At 64.3% G+C, this 18,731-nt stretch carries 16 protein-coding genes and 3 pseudogenes; 13 read left to right on the plus strand and 6 right to left on the minus strand.

From position 1 onward, the window contains the following. Positions 1–14 precede the first annotated feature (14 nt). Both CKW46_RS07850 and CKW46_RS07855 read right to left on the minus strand, forming a co-directional pair. The gene (locus tag CKW46_RS07850) at positions 15–2,915 is read right to left on the minus strand and encodes an MMPL/RND family transporter (RefSeq protein ID WP_482053038.1); all 2,901 of its coding nucleotides are present in this window, start codon (positions 2,913–2,915) and stop codon (positions 15–17) included. Then, positions 2,912–3,340 (minus strand): MmpS family transport accessory protein, encoded by a 429-nt coding sequence (locus tag CKW46_RS07855; RefSeq protein WP_011739028.1) that lies wholly within the window; start codon positions 3,338–3,340, stop codon positions 2,912–2,914. Before CKW46_RS07855 ends, CKW46_RS07850 begins: the two co-directional genes overlap by 4 nt. A 183-nt stretch (positions 3,341–3,523) precedes the next feature. Between CKW46_RS07855 and CKW46_RS07860 the strand changes: the two genes are divergently transcribed. Continuing rightward, positions 3,524–4,024, plus strand: a complete 501-nt coding sequence (locus tag CKW46_RS07860; RefSeq protein ID WP_012392918.1) for a GbsR/MarR family transcriptional regulator — start codon at positions 3,524–3,526, stop codon at positions 4,022–4,024. A 49-nt stretch (positions 4,025–4,073) separates the two neighbouring features. Here CKW46_RS07860 and CKW46_RS07865 read toward each other — a convergent pair whose 3' ends face one another. Both CKW46_RS07865 and CKW46_RS07870 read right to left on the minus strand, forming a co-directional pair. Further along, positions 4,074–4,550: a DUF3060 domain-containing protein gene (locus CKW46_RS07865; protein WP_012392919.1), complete on the minus strand. Its 477-nt coding sequence runs from the start codon at positions 4,548–4,550 to the stop codon at positions 4,074–4,076. Between the two features lie 49 nt (positions 4,551–4,599). Then, positions 4,600–4,977 (minus strand): DUF3060 domain-containing protein, encoded by a 378-nt coding sequence (locus CKW46_RS07870; RefSeq protein ID WP_012392920.1) that lies wholly within the window; start codon positions 4,975–4,977, stop codon positions 4,600–4,602. 263 nt (positions 4,978–5,240) lie between these two features. On the opposite strand from CKW46_RS07870, the gene CKW46_RS07875 reads away from it, so the two are divergent. The 8 genes and pseudogenes from CKW46_RS07875 (at position 5,241) to CKW46_RS07910 (ending at position 13,935) form a co-directional block, all read left to right on the plus strand. Then, the gene (locus CKW46_RS07875; protein ID WP_011739032.1) at positions 5,241–5,888 is read left to right on the plus strand and encodes a TetR/AcrR family transcriptional regulator; all 648 of its coding nucleotides are present in this window, start codon (positions 5,241–5,243) and stop codon (positions 5,886–5,888) included. A 375-nt stretch (positions 5,889–6,263) separates the two neighbouring features. After that, complete coding sequence (gene rpsL, locus CKW46_RS07880; protein ID WP_003879423.1) at positions 6,264–6,638, plus strand: 30S ribosomal protein S12; 375 nt, start codon at positions 6,264–6,266, stop codon at positions 6,636–6,638. Continuing rightward, positions 6,638–7,108 (plus strand): 30S ribosomal protein S7, encoded by a 471-nt coding sequence (gene rpsG, locus CKW46_RS07885; protein WP_117435723.1) that lies wholly within the window; start codon positions 6,638–6,640, stop codon positions 7,106–7,108. The genes rpsL and rpsG overlap by 1 nt, the downstream gene beginning before the upstream one ends. Before the next feature lie 80 nt (positions 7,109–7,188). Further along, positions 7,189–9,294 carry an elongation factor G gene (fusA, locus tag CKW46_RS07890; protein WP_012392922.1) on the plus strand — a complete coding sequence of 702 codons (2,106 nt, stop codon included), beginning with the start codon at positions 7,189–7,191 and terminating at the stop codon, positions 9,292–9,294. Positions 9,295–9,480: 186 nt separating this feature from the next. Then, positions 9,481–10,671 (plus strand): elongation factor Tu, encoded by a 1,191-nt coding sequence (tuf, locus tag CKW46_RS07895; RefSeq protein WP_011739036.1) that lies wholly within the window; start codon positions 9,481–9,483, stop codon positions 10,669–10,671. Between the two features lie 249 nt (positions 10,672–10,920). Then, positions 10,921–11,729 (plus strand): annotated as a pseudogene (locus tag CKW46_RS07900) (SHOCT domain-containing protein). Positions 11,730–11,862: 133 nt separating this feature from the next. Beyond that, positions 11,863–12,687 (plus strand): annotated as a pseudogene (locus CKW46_RS07905) (mycofactocin-coupled SDR family oxidoreductase). Between the two features lie 9 nt (positions 12,688–12,696). Continuing rightward, positions 12,697–13,935, plus strand: coding sequence for an NAD(P)/FAD-dependent oxidoreductase (locus CKW46_RS07910; RefSeq protein WP_482053039.1), 1,239 nt, complete (start codon positions 12,697–12,699; stop codon positions 13,933–13,935). 97 nt (positions 13,936–14,032) lie between these two features. Here CKW46_RS07910 and CKW46_RS07915 read toward each other — a convergent pair. Both CKW46_RS07915 and mftR read right to left on the minus strand, forming a co-directional pair. Next, positions 14,033–15,095: pseudogene (locus CKW46_RS07915) on the minus strand (DUF2332 domain-containing protein). Beyond that, positions 15,095–15,688: a mycofactocin system transcriptional regulator MftR gene (mftR, locus tag CKW46_RS07920; protein WP_117435722.1), complete on the minus strand. Its 594-nt coding sequence runs from the start codon at positions 15,686–15,688 to the stop codon at positions 15,095–15,097. The pseudogene CKW46_RS07915 and the gene mftR overlap by 1 nt, the downstream one beginning before the upstream one ends. Positions 15,689–15,845: 157 nt before the next feature. Here mftR and mftA point away from each other — a divergent pair, with 157 nt between their 5' ends. Genes mftA through mftD form a run of 4 tightly spaced genes read left to right on the plus strand, consistent with a single transcriptional unit; the run spans position 15,846 to position 18,599 of the window. Further along, the gene (mftA, locus tag CKW46_RS07925) at positions 15,846–15,938 is read left to right on the plus strand and encodes a mycofactocin precursor MftA (RefSeq protein WP_015354671.1); all 93 of its coding nucleotides are present in this window, start codon (positions 15,846–15,848) and stop codon (positions 15,936–15,938) included. Beyond that, positions 15,923–16,252, plus strand: a complete 330-nt coding sequence (gene mftB, locus CKW46_RS07930) for a mycofactocin biosynthesis chaperone MftB (protein ID WP_011739042.1) — start codon at positions 15,923–15,925, stop codon at positions 16,250–16,252. The genes mftA and mftB overlap by 16 nt, the downstream gene beginning before the upstream one ends. Next, complete coding sequence (gene mftC / locus CKW46_RS07935) at positions 16,249–17,424, plus strand: mycofactocin radical SAM maturase (RefSeq protein WP_015354672.1); 1,176 nt, start codon at positions 16,249–16,251, stop codon at positions 17,422–17,424. Before mftB ends, mftC begins: the two co-directional genes overlap by 4 nt. 2 nt (positions 17,425–17,426) lie before the next feature. Next, the gene (gene mftD / locus CKW46_RS07940) at positions 17,427–18,599 is read left to right on the plus strand and encodes a pre-mycofactocin synthase MftD (protein WP_012392929.1); all 1,173 of its coding nucleotides are present in this window, start codon (positions 17,427–17,429) and stop codon (positions 18,597–18,599) included. Positions 18,600–18,731: the final 132 nt, after the last annotated feature.

Here is an 18,731-nt window from a genome sequence, read left to right on the forward strand (position 1 = left end):
CGTGCTGGGTGAACTCAGACGGAGGTGGTGGCCGGTGGCGGTGTCGGTGCCGGCGTGGGCCACGGCTGCGGAGCTGGCCGTTGGCGGACAACCTGGGGCCACCAGAACCACTTGCCCAGCAGGGCCGCAATCGACGGTGTCATAAACGATCTGACGATCAGGGTGTCGAACAGCAGGCCCATGCCGATAGTGGTGCCGACCTGAGCCATCACGGTCAGTTCACTGACCGCAAACGACATCATGGTGAAGGCGAACACCAGTCCGGCCGCGGTCACCACCGACCCGCTGCCGCCCATCGCACGGATGATGCCGGTGTTGATTCCGGCGTGGATCTCCTCCTTGAGCCGGGCAACCAGCAGCAGGTTGTAGTCCGCGCCGACGGCCAGCAGGATGATGACCGCCATCGCCAGCACCAACCAATGCAGTTCGATGCCGAGGATGTGTTGCCAGATCAGCACCGACAGCCCGAACGAGGCGCCCAGCGACAAGACCACCGTGCCGACGATCACCGCGGCCGCAACGACGCTGCGGGTGATGATCAGCATGATGATGAAGATCAGGCAGAGCGCGGAGATGCCGGCGATCATCAAGTCGAAGGTATTGCCGTCGGACAGGTCCTTGAACATCGCCGCCGTACCGCCGAGGTAGATCGTGGATCCCTCCAGCGGCGTGCCCTTGATGGCTTCCTTGGCGGCGGTCTTGATCTTGTCGATGTGGTTGATGCCCGCCTGGCTCATCGGGTCGCCCTCATGGCTGATGATGAACCGCACGGCGTGCCCGTCCGGGGACAGGAACTGTTCCAGCCCCCGTTTGAAGTCGGGGTTGTTGAAAACCTCGGGAGGCAGATAAAAGGAGTCGTCGTTGCGCGACGAGTCGAAGGCCTCGCCCATCGCGGACGAATCCTCCTGCATCGCGGCCATCTGATCCTGCAGCCCTTGCTGGGTGGAGTGCATGCTCAGCATCTGGGCCTTCATGCTTTTCATGGTCTGGATCATCTCGGGCATCATCGCCGTCATCTGGGGCATGAGCGTGTCCAGGCGTTCCATCAGCGGCAGCAGATTGTTGATGTCTTCGGTCATCAGGTCGACGCCATCGAGGGTGTCGAACACAGACCGCAGCGACCAGCAAACCGGGATGTCGAAGCAGTGCTTCTCCCAGTAGAAGTAGCTGCGGATCGGGCGGAAGAAATCGTCGAAATCCGCGATGTGGTTACGCAACTCCTCGACGTCGACCACCATCCCCTTCATCTGGATGACCATCTGGTGGGTGACATCGGCCATCTGCTGGGTGAGATCGTGCATCCGCTCCATCTGGTCGATGTTGGTCTGAATGTCGTTGACCTGCTGCAGCATGCTGGTGGTCAGGTCTTGGTTGTACTTCTCGGTCAGCTTTTGACTGGTGCCCTGCATGCTGATCAAAAACGGGATCGAGGTGTGCTCGATCGGCTTGCCGTCCGGCCGCGTGATGGCCTGCACGCGGGATATCCCCTCGACGCCGAAGATGGCCTTGGCGATCTTGTTGATCACCAGGAAGTCAGACGAATTACGCATGTCATGGTCGCTTTCGACCATCAGGACTTCGGGGTTCATCCGGGCCTGGGAGAAATGGCGTTCCGCGGCCGAATAGCCTTCGTTGGCGGGTAGGTCGGCGGGTAGGTAGTTGCGGTCGTTGTAGTTGGTCTTGTATCCGGGCAGGGTCAGCAGTCCGACCAGCGCCAGGGCCACCGCGCCGATCAGGATGGGGCCGGGCCAGCGCACGATGGCGGCCCCGATCTTGCGCCAGCCCCGGACCCGGGCCATTCGCTTGGGCTCGAGCAGCTTGCCGAACCTGCTCATTACGGCGATCAGCGCCGGACCCAGGGTCAGCGCGGTGGCGACGACGATGACCATGCCGATCGCCAGTGGGACACCGAGGGTCTGGAAGTACGGAAGTCGGGTGAAGCTCAAGCAGAAGGTGGCACCGGCGATCGTCAGACCTGAGCCCAGCACGACATGGGCCGTGCCGCCGAACATGGTGTAGTAGGCCGATTCTCGGTCCTGACCGAGCCCGCGCGCTTCCTGATATCGGCCGATCAGGAAGATGGCGTAGTCGGTGGCGGCCGCGATCGCCAACACCACGAGCAGGTTGGTCGCGAAGGTCGAGAGCCCAATGATCCGGTGGTAACCAAGGAATGCCACGCCCCCACGGGTGGCGAGCAACCCGAGGACCACCATGGTCAGCATGATCGCCGCCGTGATGATCGACCGGTAGACCAGCAGCAGCATCACGATGATCACCGTGAACGTGACCATCTCGATCAACTGCAGGCTGCGGTCGCCGGCCAGCTGCTGATCGGCGACCAGCGCGGCCGAACCGGTGACATACACCTTGACGCCGGGTGGCGCCTGCAGGCTGTCGACGATTGTCTTCACCGCTTCCACCGACTCGTTGGCCAGGGATTCGCCCTGGTTGCCGGCGAGCTTCACCTGCACATAGGCGGCCTTGCCGTCGCCGCTCTGTGCACCTGTCGCGGTCAGCGGATCGCCCCAGAAGTCCTGCACCGACTGGACGTGCTTGGTGTCGGCGCGAAGCTTGGTGATCATCTTGTCGTAGAACTTGTGGGCGGCGGTGCCGAGCGGCTCCTGGCCTTCCAACACGATCATCGCCGCGCTGTCGGAGTCGCCCTCGCGGAACACTTTGCCGATGTGTTTCATCGAGATCATCGACGGCGCGGCGTCGGGGCCCATCGACACCGCCTGCATCTGCCCGACTACTTCCAGTTGCGGCACAACGCTATTGAGGACGGCGATGAGCAACACCCAGCCAAGGATGAGTGGCACTGCGAAGGTGCGGATCATCCTCGGGATGAACGGTCGGGGCGGGTGTTCGGCCGGTGGGACCACGTCGGTCGGCGTGTCGGTCGTGGTCGCGGTCATGCGGACTTCACAAAGCAGTAGGTCAGGGCGTCCACGCCGGTTGCGGTCCTCTCGTCCTTCACCACGTCATCGACGATGATCCGGCAGCTGATCGAACTGCCATTGCCTTGGGCCAGGATGTTGGGGGCGGCCGACGGTGCCGTGGTCTGTAAGGTGAGCGACCACGGCAGCGAGGCGCCGTCGATGCGCTGCGGCTTCGCGTCCAGATCCAGGTAGTTGATGTTGGCGTAGCTACCGGAGCCCGAGATCTCGTACTTCACCACCTTGGGGTCGTACGGTTCGGGGTCGTTGGCGAAGACCTTCGGCGTCACCAAGATGCCATCGGCCCCAAAGAAGGTCCGGATTCGCTGGACCGTGAAACCGGCGATCGCGACCACAACCAGAATGAGCAGCGGTATCCACGCACGCTTGAGAATGCCAATCATCGTCTTCCCCGAGGAATCTTGCAGATGGGCTTGCCGACCCGAAGCGGTCCGCTTCGATCGCCTTGCCCGGTGGTGAAGCCTGGAGCGCTCATCGGTGGCTTCCCCTCCTGCGCATGAAGTTGTTGTAGACCTACCGGGCAGTCTAGATGAAATCTACTAAGGTTTCAGAGTACAGTGAAATTTGTGAGCGTCAACGAGGGTGTCGATCGTGCCGGCACCGAGGCTGACATTATGGAATTCGTCGAGCAGATGGGCGGATATTTCGAGTCCAGCGGTCTGACTCGGTTGGCGGGCCGATTGCTGGGCTGGCTATTGGTGTGTGATCCCGAGCGCCAATCCTCAGAGGAACTGGCGACTGCGTTGGCGGCCAGTAGTGGTGGGATCAGCACCACTGCCCGGATGCTGATCCAATTCGGGTTCATCGAGCGACTCGCGGTCGCCGGGGATCGGCGCACCTTTTATCGGTTGCGGCCCAACGCCTTCGCGGCAGGCGAGCGTGAGCGTCTGCGAACCATGGCCGACCTGCAGAACCTGGCGGACACCGGCCTCAAGGCACTGGGTGGTGCCCCGCCGGAGCGAAGCCGACGCCTGCATGAAATGCGGGACCTGTTGGCGTACATGGAGAAAGTCCTCGCCGGTGCCCTGGGGCGTTACGGCCAGTGCGGCGAAGAGGGGGACGCCTGAGCGCCAACTTCGGCCCTGCTCGGGCCGCTCGTCGCGCGGTGGGCCCGCGTCAGCCCTTCTCGATGTTGTTGCCCGACCCGATGTTGTCGACTTTGGGTTCGCCCGCCTTGTAGGTGATCGTGTTGTCGATGCCCAAGACGGTGAGTCGCTGATCGATCTTGTCGAAGGTGATCTTGTTGTTGGTCCCGCCGATGGTCACCGTCGCGCAGGTGCCGGTCACGGTCAGGTTGTTCTCCGAGCCGGCGACATTCAACGACTTGCCGTCGGCGCAGTCGAGGGTGGCCGTGGTCCCGATCGATCCGTAGTTGAGCATGTTGCCGATTTCGATCGACGCGGTCGTGGTCGGGCCGCCGGAGGTGGTCGGCGCCGCGGTTGGGCCGCTCGTCGGCGTGGCTGACCCGGAGGTGCTGGAGGGCCCGGGGGGACTGGCGGTCTCACTGCAGCCGGCCAGCCCGAGAACTGTTGGGACGGCGATCGCCGTCAGCGCGATCGCAGCCAGTCGGGGCATCGGTAGGTGGGCGCGCATGGGCTCCTCAATTCCTAGGCGGGGGAGGGGACGATTACTTGGTGTGGCCTCAGGGGCCTACTCGCTGAAGCCGGTTTACCATGCCCAGCTCACGACCACGATCCCAGATGAACGGATCGCCGTTGTGGAAGAACACCGTTTCGTCCCAGCCGTAGGCGGTGATGTCGTTGACCACGGTGTCGGCCACGACCGTGTTGGACGAACCCATAACCGTGACCGCCCAACAGGTTCCCTTCGCGGTGATGATGTTCCCCGTGCCGTTGACGAACAACGTGGAGTCGTTGCAGTCCAGCGTGCGCACGATGCCTTCCCCCGTGACATGGGTGTCACCGTTTTTGGCATTCGCGACCGGCGGCGGGGCAGTTGACAGGACAGCCACGGCGAGCGCGCTGGTCGCCAGCGATCCGGCGGCGGTTGTCCATTTCACTGCGGGCCCCCTTCGTCGGGCGCGTCTTCGCACTTGATTGAGCCGTGTACTCAGCCTAGGTGTACCGGCCGGCACGGCGACAGCCCTTCAACGGATTTTGCACCGGCTTCAACCGGTGCGGCCTCGGCTTTGCCCGGGCGACCTCCGACACCGCCTCATCGGGCCCGGTCGTTGTGGGTCCGGTCAACTAGAGTCATTAGTTCAACTGCAGTTCGCCGCGCAGCGGCGGCGACCAGCTCCAGTGCAATTGAAGGGCGATAGTCATGGCAGCTTCGGCGGAAGGGCCGTCTGCGGCTGGGCGCCCGCGGGCCGCGAAATCTACGTCGCGCCCCGCCAAGCTGAGCCGCGATGCCATTGTCGACGGTGCCCTGACCTTCCTGGATCGAGAGGGCTGGGATTCGCTGACCATCAATGCGCTCGCGACTCAGCTGGGGACCAAGGGGCCATCGCTGTACAACCACGTGGTCAGCCTCGAGGACCTGCGTGGTGCGGTGCGGGTCCGGGTGATCGACGACATCATCATGATGCTGAACAGGGTCGGCGAGGGGCGTTCGCGCGATGACGCGGTGCTGGTCATGGCCGGTGCATATCGCAGCTATGCCCACCACCACCCCGGTCGGTACTCGGCATTCACCCGGATGCCTCCGGGCGGCGAAGACCCCGAGTACGCCGCCGCGACCAGGGCCGCCGCCGCGCCGGTGATCGCCGTGTTGTCCTCATATGGCCTCGAAGGCGAGCAGGCTTTCCACGCTGCGCTGGAGTTCTGGTCGGCACTGCACGGGTTCGTGCTGCTCGAAATGACCGGTTTGATGGAAGAGATCGACACCGACGCGGTCTTCTCCGACATGGTGCTGCGCCTGGCGGCGGGGATGGAAAAGCGCATCTCGCATACCGGCGCGGAATCGCTCTGACGTCGCCCGATGATCTTGGGTGCCGGCCCGCGGCTCGAGTGTCTCGCGGGTGGGGTGGGGCCGGGCCGAGGGCGCTTGATTGGCTGTTCTATGGTCAGTTCAGCCGCCGCTTTGACCTGCCTAACCGCAGGCGGGTATTGTGGTTGCTCGTGCCTGGCGGCCTACAGCGCCTGACGTGAGGGCGTGGATGCCGGGCCAATTCGCATGTCCATGTTTTTGGCGGCCAAGCGGATTGAGTTCGGGGCCATCGTATGCAACACACCCGGCCGCGGGGTGCAGCTGCGGGGCATAACTGCAGTACAGGAACTTCAAAATAGCGCGGGCAGTGTTACGGGGCCCGCAGCAAACGTGAACAGCGAGAAAGAAAGCCGGTAGATGCCAACCATTCAGCAGCTGGTCCGCAAGGGTCGTCGGGACAAGATCGGCAAGGTCAAGACCGCGGCTCTGAAGGGCAGCCCGCAGCGCCGTGGCGTATGCACTCGCGTGTACACCACCACCCCGAAGAAGCCGAACTCGGCGCTTCGGAAGGTTGCCCGTGTGAAGCTGACGAGTCAGGTTGAGGTCACGGCCTACATCCCGGGCGAGGGCCACAACCTGCAGGAGCACTCGATGGTGCTCGTTCGTGGTGGCCGGGTGAAGGACCTTCCCGGTGTGCGTTACAAGATCATCCGCGGTTCGCTGGACACCCAGGGAGTCAAGAACCGCAAGCAGGCTCGCAGTCGCTACGGCGCCAAGAAGGAGAAGAGCTAATGCCGCGCAAAGGGCCCGCGCCCAAGCGTCCGCTGGTCAACGACCCCGTCTACGGGTCCCAGCTGGTCACGCAACTGGTGAACAAAGTCCTGTTGCAGGGGAAGAAATCGCTCGCTGAGCGCATTGTTTATGGTGCGCTCGAGCAGGCGCGCGACAAGACCGGCACCGATCCGGTCATCACCCTCAAGCGGGCTCTCGACAACGTCAAGCCCGCGCTGGAAGTTCGTAGCCGCCGCGTCGGTGGTGCGACCTACCAGGTGCCCGTCGAGGTGCGGCCGGACCGGTCGACCACGCTGGCGCTGCGCTGGCTGGTCGGCTACTCGCGGCAACGCCGGGAGAAGACCATGATCGAGCGCCTGGCGAGCGAGATCCTGGATGCCAGCAATGGCCTGGGTGCCTCCGTCAAGCGGCGTGAGGACACGCACAAGATGGCCGAGGCGAACCGCGCCTTTGCGCACTACCGCTGGTAAGAGTCCTGGGGCGAGCTGTCGGAGCAAACCCGGCGGCAACTGATAGCTAACTAAGCAACCGAAAGAGTGGGAAGACTTCTGTGGCACAGAAGGACGTGCTGACCGACCTGACCAAGGTCCGCAACATCGGCATCATGGCGCACATCGACGCTGGCAAGACCACGACGACCGAGCGCATCCTCTACTACACCGGTATCAGCTACAAGATCGGTGAGGTGCACGACGGCGCCGCCACCATGGACTGGATGGAACAGGAGCAGGAACGCGGGATCACCATCACCTCCGCGGCCACCACCTGTTTCTGGAACGACAACCAGATCAACATCATCGACACCCCGGGCCACGTCGACTTCACCGTTGAGGTGGAGCGCAGCCTGCGTGTGCTCGATGGTGCCGTGGCCGTGTTCGACGGCAAGGAAGGTGTCGAGCCGCAGTCCGAGCAGGTGTGGCGCCAAGCCGACAAGTACGACGTCCCGCGCATCTGCTTCGTCAACAAGATGGACAAGATCGGCGCCGACTTCTACTTCTCCGTGCGCACCATGGAGGAGCGGCTGGGCGCCAACGTCATCCCGATCCAGCTGCCGGTCGGTTCCGAGGGCGACTTCGAAGGCGTCGTGGACCTGGTCGAGATGAAGGCCAAGGTGTGGAGCGCCGACGCCAAGCTCGGCGAGAAGTACGACGTCGTCGACATCCCCGCGGACTTGCAGGAGAAGGCCGACGAGTACCGCACCAAGCTGCTCGAGGCCGTCGCCGAAACCGACGAAGCGCTGCTGGAGAAGTACCTCGGCGGCGAAGAGCTCACCGAAGCCGAGATCAAGGGCGCGATCCGCAAGCTGACCATCACCTCGGAGGCCTATCCGGTGTTGTGTGGCAGCGCGTTCAAGAACAAGGGTGTGCAGCCGATGCTGGACGCCGTCATCGACTACCTGCCCTCCCCGCTGGACGTGCCGGCCGCCATCGGCCACGTGCCGGGCAAAGAGGACGAGGAGGTCGTGCGCAAGCCCTCGACCGACGAGCCATTCTCGGCGCTGGCATTCAAGGTCGCCACGCACCCCTTCTTCGGCAAGCTCACCTACGTCCGGGTGTACTCGGGCAAGGTTGACTCTGGCAGCCAGGTCATCAACTCCACCAAGGGCAAGAAGGAACGTCTGGGCAAGCTCTTCCAGATGCACTCCAACAAGGAGAACCCGGTGGAGACCGCGTCGGCGGGTCACATCTACGCGGTGATCGGCCTCAAAGACACCACCACCGGTGACACGCTGAGCGATCCGAACAACCAGATCGTGCTCGAGTCGATGACCTTCCCCGACCCCGTTATCGAGGTCGCGATCGAGCCCAAGACCAAGAGCGACCAGGAGAAGCTCAGTCTGTCGATCCAGAAGCTCGCCGAGGAGGACCCCACCTTCAAGGTGCACCTGGATCAAGAGACCGGCCAAACCGTCATCGGCGGTATGGGCGAGTTGCACCTGGACATCCTGGTGGACCGCATGCGCCGGGAATTCAAGGTCGAGGCCAACGTCGGCAAGCCGCAGGTCGCCTACAAGGAGACCATCAAGCGGCTGGTGGAAAAGGTCGAGTTCACCCACAAGAAGCAGACGGGTGGCTCCGGTCAGTTCGCCAAGGTGCTGATCAGCATCGAGCCGTTCACCGGCGAAGACGGTGCAACTTACGAATTCGAGAGCAAGGTCACCGGTGGTCGTATCCCGCGGGAGTACATTCCGTCGGTCGACGCCGGTGCGCAAGATGCGATGCAGTACGGCGTCCTGGCCGGCTACCCGCTGGTGAACCTGAAGGTCACCCTGCTTGACGGTGCCTTCCACGAGGTCGACTCCTCGGAAATGGCATTCAAGATCGCTGGTTCACAGGTGCTCAAGAAGGCCGCGGCAGCGGCGCACCCGGTGATCCTGGAACCGATCATGGCCGTCGAGGTCACCACGCCCGAGGACTACATGGGCGATGTGATCGGCGACCTGAACTCCCGCCGTGGTCAGATTCAGGCCATGGAGGAGCGGAGTGGTGCTCGCGTCGTCAAGGCGCACGTGCCGCTGTCGGAGATGTTCGGCTATGTCGGCGACCTGCGGTCCAAGACTCAAGGCCGGGCGAACTACTCCATGGTGTTCGACTCGTACGCCGAAGTTCCGGCGAACGTGTCGAAGGAGATCATCGCGAAGGCGACGGGCGAGTGAGCCACGAGCACGGAGCCCAGCAGTAGGTAAAGGCCGGCAAGTCGGGAGCCTGGCGGTATGAGTTGGGAACCCGAGCAAGGCACCAGGGTGGCAGGGAGTAACCTGGCTCGGTTACTCCGCGGCATAAGTGAAAACATCAACAACACACTGCTTTTTTAAGCACCAACAGTCCAGGAGGACACAGAAGTGGCGAAGGCGAAGTTCCAGCGGACCAAGCCCCACGTCAACATCGGGACCATCGGTCACGTTGACCACGGCAAGACCACGCTGACCGCGGCTATCACCAAGGTGTTGCACGACAAGTACCCGGAGCTGAACGAGTCGCGCGCGTTCGATCAGATCGACAACGCGCCCGAAGAGCGTCAGCGTGGTATCACCATCAACATCTCCCACGTGGAGTACCAGACGGAGAAGCGGCACTACGCCCATGTCGATGCTCCGGGTCACGCCGACTACATCAAGAACATGATCACCGGTGCGGCTCAGATGGACGGCGCGATTCTGGTGGTTGCGGCCACCGATGGTCCGATGCCGCAGACCCGTGAGCACGTGCTGCTCGCTCGCCAGGTGGGTGTGCCCTACATCCTGGTCGCGCTCAACAAGTCTGACGCGGTCGACGATGAGGAGCTGCTCGAGCTGGTCGAGATGGAGGTCCGCGAGTTGCTGGCCGCCCAGGAGTTCGACGAGGACGCACCGGTGGTGCGGGTATCGGCGCTCAAGGCGCTCGAGGGCGACCCGAAGTGGGTCGAGTCCGTCGAGCAGCTGATGGACGCGGTGGACGAGTCGATCCCGGACCCGGTCCGCGAGACCGACCGCCCGTTCCTGATGCCCGTCGAGGACGTCTTCACCATCACCGGCCGCGGCACCGTGGTTACCGGTCGTGTGGAGCGCGGCATCATCAACGTGAACGAGGAAGTCGAGATCGTCGGCATCCGTCCGACCAGCACCAAGACCACGGTCACCGGTGTGGAGATGTTCCGCAAGCTGCTGGACCAGGGCCAGGCCGGTGACAACGTCGGTCTGCTGCTGCGTGGTATCAAGCGTGAGGACGTCGAGCGCGGTCAGGTCGTCGTCAAGCCCGGCACCACCACACCGCACACCGAGTTCGAGGGCCAGGTCTACATCCTGTCCAAGGACGAGGGCGGTCGGCACACGCCGTTCTTCAACAACTACCGTCCGCAGTTCTACTTCCGCACCACCGACGTGACCGGTGTGGTGACGCTGCCGGAGGGCACCGAAATGGTGATGCCCGGTGACAACACCAACATCTCGGTGAAGCTGATCCAGCCCGTCGCCATGGACGACGGTCTGCGCTTCGCGATCCGTGAAGGTGGCCGCACCGTCGGCGCCGGCCGGGTCGTCAAGATCATCAAGTAGATCCAACCGGATCCAGCACCAGTCAAAACCAGGCCCGGATAGCCGAGATCGGCTATCCGGGCCTGGTGTTTGTCTGCCCGCCGCCGAATTGCCTGCACCAGAACCGGATCACCTTTGCCGCCGTGCAACGTGCGCGGTCGGCGGCCATCGATCGCGGCACCGGCGCCACCCGACGGTCGTGTTTGGTCTTCGCCCAGTTCAAAGGGCGCTAATCTGGCATCAATTTCCCGGCGACCCGAGGAGAACAAGATGCTGGCGCGCTACCTGAAGATGCAGTTGCTGGTGCTGCTTTGCGGCGGTCTGGTCGGGCCGATTTTCCTGATCGTCTACTTTGCCCTCGACGTGGGCAGCCTGTTGTCGTGGATGTTGTATGTGGGCCTGCTCATCACCGTGGCCGATGTGTTGATTGCGCTGGCGCTGACCAGTTTCGGCGCGAAATCGGCGGCCAAGTCCGCTGAGCTCGAGCAGAGCGGAGTGTTGGCGCTGGCCCAAATCACCGGCCTGACCGAGACCGGCACCCGGATCAACGACCGCCCCCTGGTGAAGGTCCACCTGCATATCTCGGGTCCTGGGATCGCGGCGTTCGACAGCGAAGACCGGGTCATCGCCAGCGTGACCCGCCTCGGCAACCTCACCGCGCGCAAACTCGTCGTGCTGGTCAACCCCGCCACTCGGGAATACCTGATCGACTGGGAGCGCAGTGCGCTGGTCAACGGCCTGGTCCCGGCAAAGTCACCGTCGCAGAAGATAACAGGACATACGACCTCAGCGGACAGGCCGGTCCGTTGATGGAGATTCTGCAGATCCTCAAGGCCAACGGGATTCCGCTAAACCGGATGGTGGACATCCGATCGAATCCGGTCCTGCGCCAACAGATCCAAGCGGTGGTGCGCCGTGCGGCCCAGCAGCAGATGCCCGCGGGTGCGGCCCAGCCGAGTGCGACCCCACAAGCCTCCATCGCCGAGCGCCTCCAAGAGCTGGAATCGCTGCATGCCAGTGGGGCGCTGAACGCGCAGGAGTACGCCAGCAGGCGTGCCCAGATCATCTCCGAAATCTGAGCCGAATCCTGGCGCCCCGCCAGGCGCGTCGGGCCGGTGGCGTGCCGGGCGCCACGACATGCCAGCGCCGGCGGGCGCGTTAGAACACGTTTCATTTTCGCTGCTAGCCTGACATTCGGCGAGAGGGGTGTACGTGGCTGCACAGACTGGATCACTGGATGGACGGGTGGCCTTAGTCACCGGGGCCGCGCGCGCAGGGGCGATCGCATGCGGTGCGGTTGGCGCGCGAGGGTGCCGACATCATCGCCATGGACATCTGCGGACCGGTATCCGAGAGCATCACCTACGCACCGGCCACCGCGGCAGACCTCAGCGAGACGATCCGCGCGGTGGAGAGCGAAGGTCGCAAGGTACTAGCGCGCCAGGCGGATGTCCGCGACAGTGCGGCGTTGCAGCAACTGGTCGCCGATGGGGTCGAGGAATTCGGTCGGCTTGACGTGGTGGTAGCCAATGCCGGGGTGTTGGGCTGGGGCAGGCTCTGGGAACTCACCGATGAGCAGTGGGACACCGTGATCGGCGTCAACCTCAGCGGCACCTGGCGAACGCTGCGCGCGGCGGTGCCCGCGATGATCGAGGCTGGCAATGGCGGGTCGATCATCGTCGTCAGCTCGTCGGCAGGTTTGAAGGCCACACCGGGCAACGGTCACTATGCGGCGAGCAAGCACGGGCTCGTGGCGCTGACGAACACCCTGGCCATCGAACTCGGCGAGTACGACATCCGGGTCAACTCCATTCATCCGTACTCGGTCGAGACGCCGATGATCGAGCCGGACGTGATGATGCAGGTATTCGGCGAGCATCCCCGCTTCTTGCATAGCTTCCCGCCAATGCCATTGCAGTACAAGGTTTAATGACCTCCGAGGAGGTCTCCGATGTCGTGGTCTGGCTGGCCGGCGACGGCTCTGGCACGCTGAGCGGGGCACAGATCCCCGTTGACAAGGGCGCCTTGAAGTACTGACACGCCATCGTGTATGAACACCACGTGACCAGTAGTGAAGGTGTGACCCAGGATCCCGGCGCCACGGCGGCCAACGGGATTGTGATCATCGGCGGCGGGCTGGCGGCCGCCCGCACCGCCGAGCAGCTGCGTCGGGCCGGCTATGAGGGTCAGCTCACGATCGTCAGCGACGAGGTGCACCTGCCCTATGACCGACCGCCGCTGTCCAAAGAGGTGCTGCGCAGTGAGGTCGACGACGTGTCGCTCAAGCCACGCGAGTGGTACGACGAGAAGGGCATCACCCTGCGGCTGGGCTCGGCGGCAACCGGCTTGGACACCGCCGCGCAAACCGTGACGCTGGCCGACCGGACGGTGCTCGGCTACGACGAGCTGGTTATCGCAACCGGATTGGTGCCCCGGCGCATTCCGGCCTTCCCCGAACTCGAGGGCATTCGGGTGCTGCGCTCGTTTGACGAATGTATGGCGCTGCGCAGCCACGCCTCGGCCGCCAAGCGCGCGGTCGTGATTGGTGCCGGTTTCATCGGGTGTGAGGTGGCGGCCAGTCTGCGTGGTCTCGGGGTGGAGGTGGTGCTGGTCGAACCACAGCCAACGCCGCTGGCGGCGGTGCTCGGCGAGCAGATCGGCGAGCTGGTGGCGCGGCTGCATCGTAGTGAGGGCGTCGATGTTCGCACCGGGGTTGGGGTGGCTGAGGTCCGCGGCGACGGCCATGTCGACACCGTGGTGCTGGCCGACGGCACGCAACTCGACGCCGATCTGGTGGTTGTCGGCATCGGTTCGCACCCGGCGACCGGGTGGCTCGACGGTAGCGGCATCGCGGTCGATAACGGCGTGGTTTGTGACGCCGCCGGACGTACCAGCGCGCCCAACGTGTGGGCGCTCGGTGATGTTGCATCCTGGCGGGATCAAATGGGACACCAAGTCCGCGTGGAACATTGGAGCAATGTAGCCGATCAGGCACGGGTAGTGGTGCCGGCGATGTTGGGGCGCGAAGTGTCCTCGAACGTGGTGGTGCCCTACTTCTGGAGTGACCAGTACGACGTCAAGATCCAATGCCTTGGTGAGCCGCATTCGACCGATGTGGTGCACCTGGTCGAGGACGACGGACGAAAGTTCCTTGCCTACTACGAGCGTGATGGTGTGCTCGTTGGCGTGGTCGGTGGCGGGGTGCCGGGCAAGGTCATGAAGGTACGTGCCAAAATCGCCGCCGCCGTGCCCATCTCCGAGATGCTGGACGAATCGCAGGGCTAGACATCCGCGCGGATACCGGCGCCTGGCGCCGGCCCGGGTGGCCCGCTTGTGCGGTGGCCGACGCTAACGAAATCTGGGCGATGGCGCGCCGAGAAAGCTACTGCCAGTTCACCGGTGGCCCGTGCGGATGGCATTGGCCTAGAACCCGGGCCTCGCCGGACGGCCAGCTGGCCAGACGTACCAGGAACTTGAGCCGACCGCCCTCGTCGCGTGCGGGCTCGAGGGTGAGGTGGGCGAAGGGTGAGCGGGGGCCGGCCTGTGCGCCCAGCTCCGCGACTCGGTCGCGGATCGCGGCACGCTCCTGGGCGGCCAGGTATTGCCAGGTGATCGAATGCCACAACACCGTCAGCGTTTCGTCTTGCAGCGTCAGCCCGGCGACGCCGTCGGCGGCGGTCTTGCGTTCGAGCTGTGCCGGGACGTCCCGCGCGACGGCGATCGCGCCGCGCAGCCGCTTCATCCGGGCGTGCTGGTCGGGCCAGACATAGCTCAACACGGTCATTTCGCCGTCAGTGCCGCAGATATCGATGGGTGCGATGTCGTAGCCGTGACGTTGGACGATCTGTAGTGCCAGCGCGGGCGGCAACTCACCGCGCCAAGCATCTTCGATAATCACCGGGGAGTCGATCGGGCCCCACGTCATTCCGGCGTAGCGGTAGTGGTAGCGGTCAGCCCGCAGGTTCAGTCCGGCACTGGCCCCAATCTCGAAAAGTCTTACCGGAAAGTTGAATTCGTGGCGAATGTGCAGCAGGCCACCGATCAGTGCCGCCGACCGGCCGACTTCGTTGGTCTGTGGGGGCTGGTCAAGAGCGCCGCGCAAGGCTTCGGTGTGGTTGGCCGCGACGAGTTCGATTTCGGGCCAGGCGCTCTTGGCGTCCCAGCTGCCGTCAGTGCTGGGATACCAGCGGCGCAACGTGGGTGCCCGGCCGTCGAGCACCATTCGGTGCAGGCCGCCGAGCAGCCGCAGCGGGGTGGCATACCGGGACGGGTCGTCCTCGTGGCCGGCCAGGATGGGGGGCGAATACGCCGCCCGCTTCGACATCGGCGGCGACCAATTTAAACAACTCGCCATACATCGGCGATCCGGATCGGGCGCAGAACCGGCCCTGTGACCGCAGGGTGTGCAGCAGATGCTCGATACCCCCACTCTTTGCCTCCTGCATCAGTCCAGCTTCTCCAAGCCGGCGCCAACGACGTCGAAGGCATTCCCGAGCGCTTCCGGTAACGAGACGGATTCGTCGCTGAGCCAGTGTTCGTAGGCGCTCAACGCGACGCCGAGCATCGTCCAGGCAACCGTCTGGGGCACCAGGTCGGTGGGTTTGACACTGAGTCGTCGGGCCACGAAACCGGCGATCTCCGCACGCCAGCCGGCATACATCGTCATCGAATACGCCTGCAGCTCAGCGGTTTGCAGAATGATGCGCATCCGCTGGCGATGCCGAATGGTCTCGGATTCGTCGTAGGTGTTGAACGCCAACAGCGCCTCCCGCAGCGCCTTGCCCAACCGAACGTGCCCGTCGATGCGCTCGAGCAGATCCTGCAGCTGGGCAAGGTGGGTGTCGAAGTCGCCCCAGGGGATCGCGTTCTTCGAGGCGTAGTAGCGGAACAGGGTGCGTCGGGCGATGCCGGCGGCTTGGGCAACGTCGTCGACGCTGACCTCGGCGAAGGTGCGGGCGGCGAACAAGTCGATGGCAACGTCGGCGATGTGGCGCTTGGTCGTCGAGGGGCGCCGACCGGCCCGCGACTCATGCGCCATCGGTTCCACCCTTCCATTTCGGCACTCGATGCCATATTCTGGCATCGCTGACGCTGACGCTGACGCTGACGCTGACGCTGACGCTGACGCTGACTGTGACTAGCGCCACCGCTCATTGTCACCTCATTGTTAACGCCCATGACGAAAGGCAACTCACATGGACCGCGAAACTGAAGCCGAGACTGCCGAGCTGATCACCGAGTCGCTGGTCGAAGAGGTGTCCATCGACGGCATGTGCGGGGTCTACTGACCGTGCCCGCGCCGGCGCAGGCGGCGGCCGGGGCCGGGGCTTTCGACCCTGATCGGGGCTGGCGGCTGCACGCGCAAGTGGCGGTGCGGCCGGAGCCGTTTGGAGCGCTGCTTTATCACTTCGGCACCCGCAAGCTGTCATTTCTGAAAAATCGCACCATCTTGGCGGTCGTTCGGTCACTGGCCGACCATCCCGATGTTCGCTCGGCCTGCCGCGCCGCGGGGGTTGATGACTCCGAACACGCTCCCTACTTGCACGCGTTGTCGGTTCTGGCCGGCTCTCACATGCTGGTTCCCCAGGAGGCTGATCAATGACGACCGCAGTACCGCGGCTGATCGAGCAGTTCGAGCATGGGCTCGACGCGCCGATTTGTCTGACGTGGGAACTGACCTACGCCTGCAATCTGGCCTGCGTGCATTGCCTTTCGTCCTCAGGCAAGAGGGAACCGGGTGAGTTGTCCACCCGGCAATGCCAGGACATCATCGACGAGTTGGAACGCATGCAGGTGTTCTACGTGAACATCGGTGGTGGCGAACCCACGGTGCGTCCGGACTTTTGGGAGCTGGTGGACTACGCCACCGCACACCACGTCGGAGTGAAGTTCTCTACCAACGGGGTTCGGATCAACCCGGAGGTCGCCGCGCGGCTAGCTGCCAGCGACTACGTCGATGTCCAGATCTCGCTCGACGGCGCGACCGCCGAAGTCAATGACGCCGTCCGGGGTGCCGGATCGTTCGCCATGGCGGTGCGCGCGCTCGAGAACCTGGCGGCCGCGGGTTTCGCCGACGCGAAGATCTCCGTGGTGGTGACCCGGCACAACGTCGGCCAACTCGATGATTTCGCCGCGCTGGCGGACCGCTACGGTGCCACGCTGCGGATCACCCGGCTACGGCCGTCGGGGCGCGGTGCGGACGTCTGGGAGGAATTGCACCCCACCGCGGCCCAGCAGGTCGCGCTCTACGACTGGTTGGTCGCCAAGGGCGAACGGGTACTGACCGGTGATTCGTTCTTTCACCTGGCGCCCCTGGGGTCCTCGGGCGCGCTGGCCGGTCTGAACATGTGTGGAGCCGGGCGGGTGGTGTGCCTGATCGATCCGGTGGGTGACGTATACGCCTGCCCGTTCGCCATCCACGACCGCTTCCTAGCTGGAAACGTCCTGACCGACGGCGGTTTTGACCAGGTCTGGAAGAACGCGCCGTTGTTCCGGCAGCTGCGGGAGCCGCAGTCGGCGGGCGCCTGCGGCAGTTGTGGGCACTACGACAGCTGCCGCGGCGGTTGCATGGCAGCCAAGTTCTTTACCGGTCTTCCGCTCGATGGGCCCGACCCCGAGTGCGTCCAGGGGTACGGTGCGCCGGCACTGGCGCAGGAGCGCCATGCGCCGCGTCCGCGGGTGGATCACTCGCGGGGCAGCCGAGTGAGCGCGCCGGTGCCCCTGACGCTGACGACGCGCCCGCCCGCGCGCCTGTGCAACGAAAGTCCCGTGTAGTCATGGCCGATGAGTGGTTTGAAACGGTCGCCATCGCCCAGCAGAGGGCGAAACGGCGTCTCCCGAAATCTGTTTACTCATCCCTGATTTCGGCCAGCGAAAAGGGAATAACGGTGGCCGACAATGTGGCGGCGTTTAGCGAACTCGGCTTCGCACCGCATGTCATCGGCGCAGCTGAAAAGCGCGATATGTCGACCACCGTTATGGGACAGGATATTTCGATGCCTGTTCTCATCTCGCCCACCGGCGTTCAAGCGGTGCATCCCGACGGTGAGGTGGCCGTTGCCCGCGCAGCGGCCGCACGTGGCACGGCGATGGGCCTGTCGTCGTTTGCCAGCAAGACGATCGAAGATGTCATCGCCGCCAACCCCAAAATCTTCTTTCAGATCTACTGGCTCGGCGGGCGCGACGCGATTGCCGAGCGTGTCGAGCGGGCCCGTCAGGCCGGAGCGGTGGGCCTGATCGTCACCACGGACTGGACGTTCTCCCACGGGCGTGACTGGGGCAGCCCCAAGATCCCCGAACAGATGAACCTGCGGACCATCCTGCGCCTGTCGCCGGAGGCGATTGTTCGCCCCAGGTGGCTGTGGAAGTTCGGTAAGACATTGCGGCCACCGGATCTGCGGGTGCCAAATCAGGGGCGGCGCGGCGAACCCGGTCCCGCGTTTTTCGCCGCGTACGGAGAATGGATGGGCACCCCGCCACCGACCTGGGATGACATTGCCTGGTTGCGTGAGCTATGGGGTGGACCTTTCATGCTCAAGGGGGTCATGCGGGTCGACGACGCCAAACGGGCTGTTGACGCTGGAGTTTCGGCGATTTCGGTGTCCAACCACGGTGGAAACAACCTCGATGGGACGCCGGCGTCGATTCGGGCCCTGCCCGCCGTGGCGGCAGCGGTCGGCGACCAGGTCGAGGTGCTGCTGGATGGCGGCATCCGGCGGGGGAGCGACGTGGTCAAGGCGGTTGCGCTGGGTGCCCGGGCGGTGCTGGTTGGCCGCGCCTACCTGTGGGGACTGGCCGCCAACGGTCAGGCCGGCGTCGAGAACGTCCTTGACATTCTGCGCGGCGGCATCGACTCGGCGCTGATGGGTCTGGGCCATAGTTCGATCCATGACCTGCGGTCAGACGACATTCTGATCCCCGCCGATTTCGTCCGGCGCCTGGGCGGGTAGGAATCCGGGCCTGCCTTACCACAAAGTTGAGCGGCCGTATCAAGAATCTGTGAGGTCGGGCGCCGCCGCCGGTCCGGCGAGTTGAGTTCGGGCCGGTCAGGCGTCGACCCGAAGAAAAAAATCCGTAGAAAA

The sequence above is a fragment of the Mycobacterium liflandii genome (genome assembly GCF_022354805.1).
GTDB classification, from domain to species: Bacteria; Actinomycetota; Actinomycetes; order Mycobacteriales; family Mycobacteriaceae; genus Mycobacterium; species Mycobacterium marinum.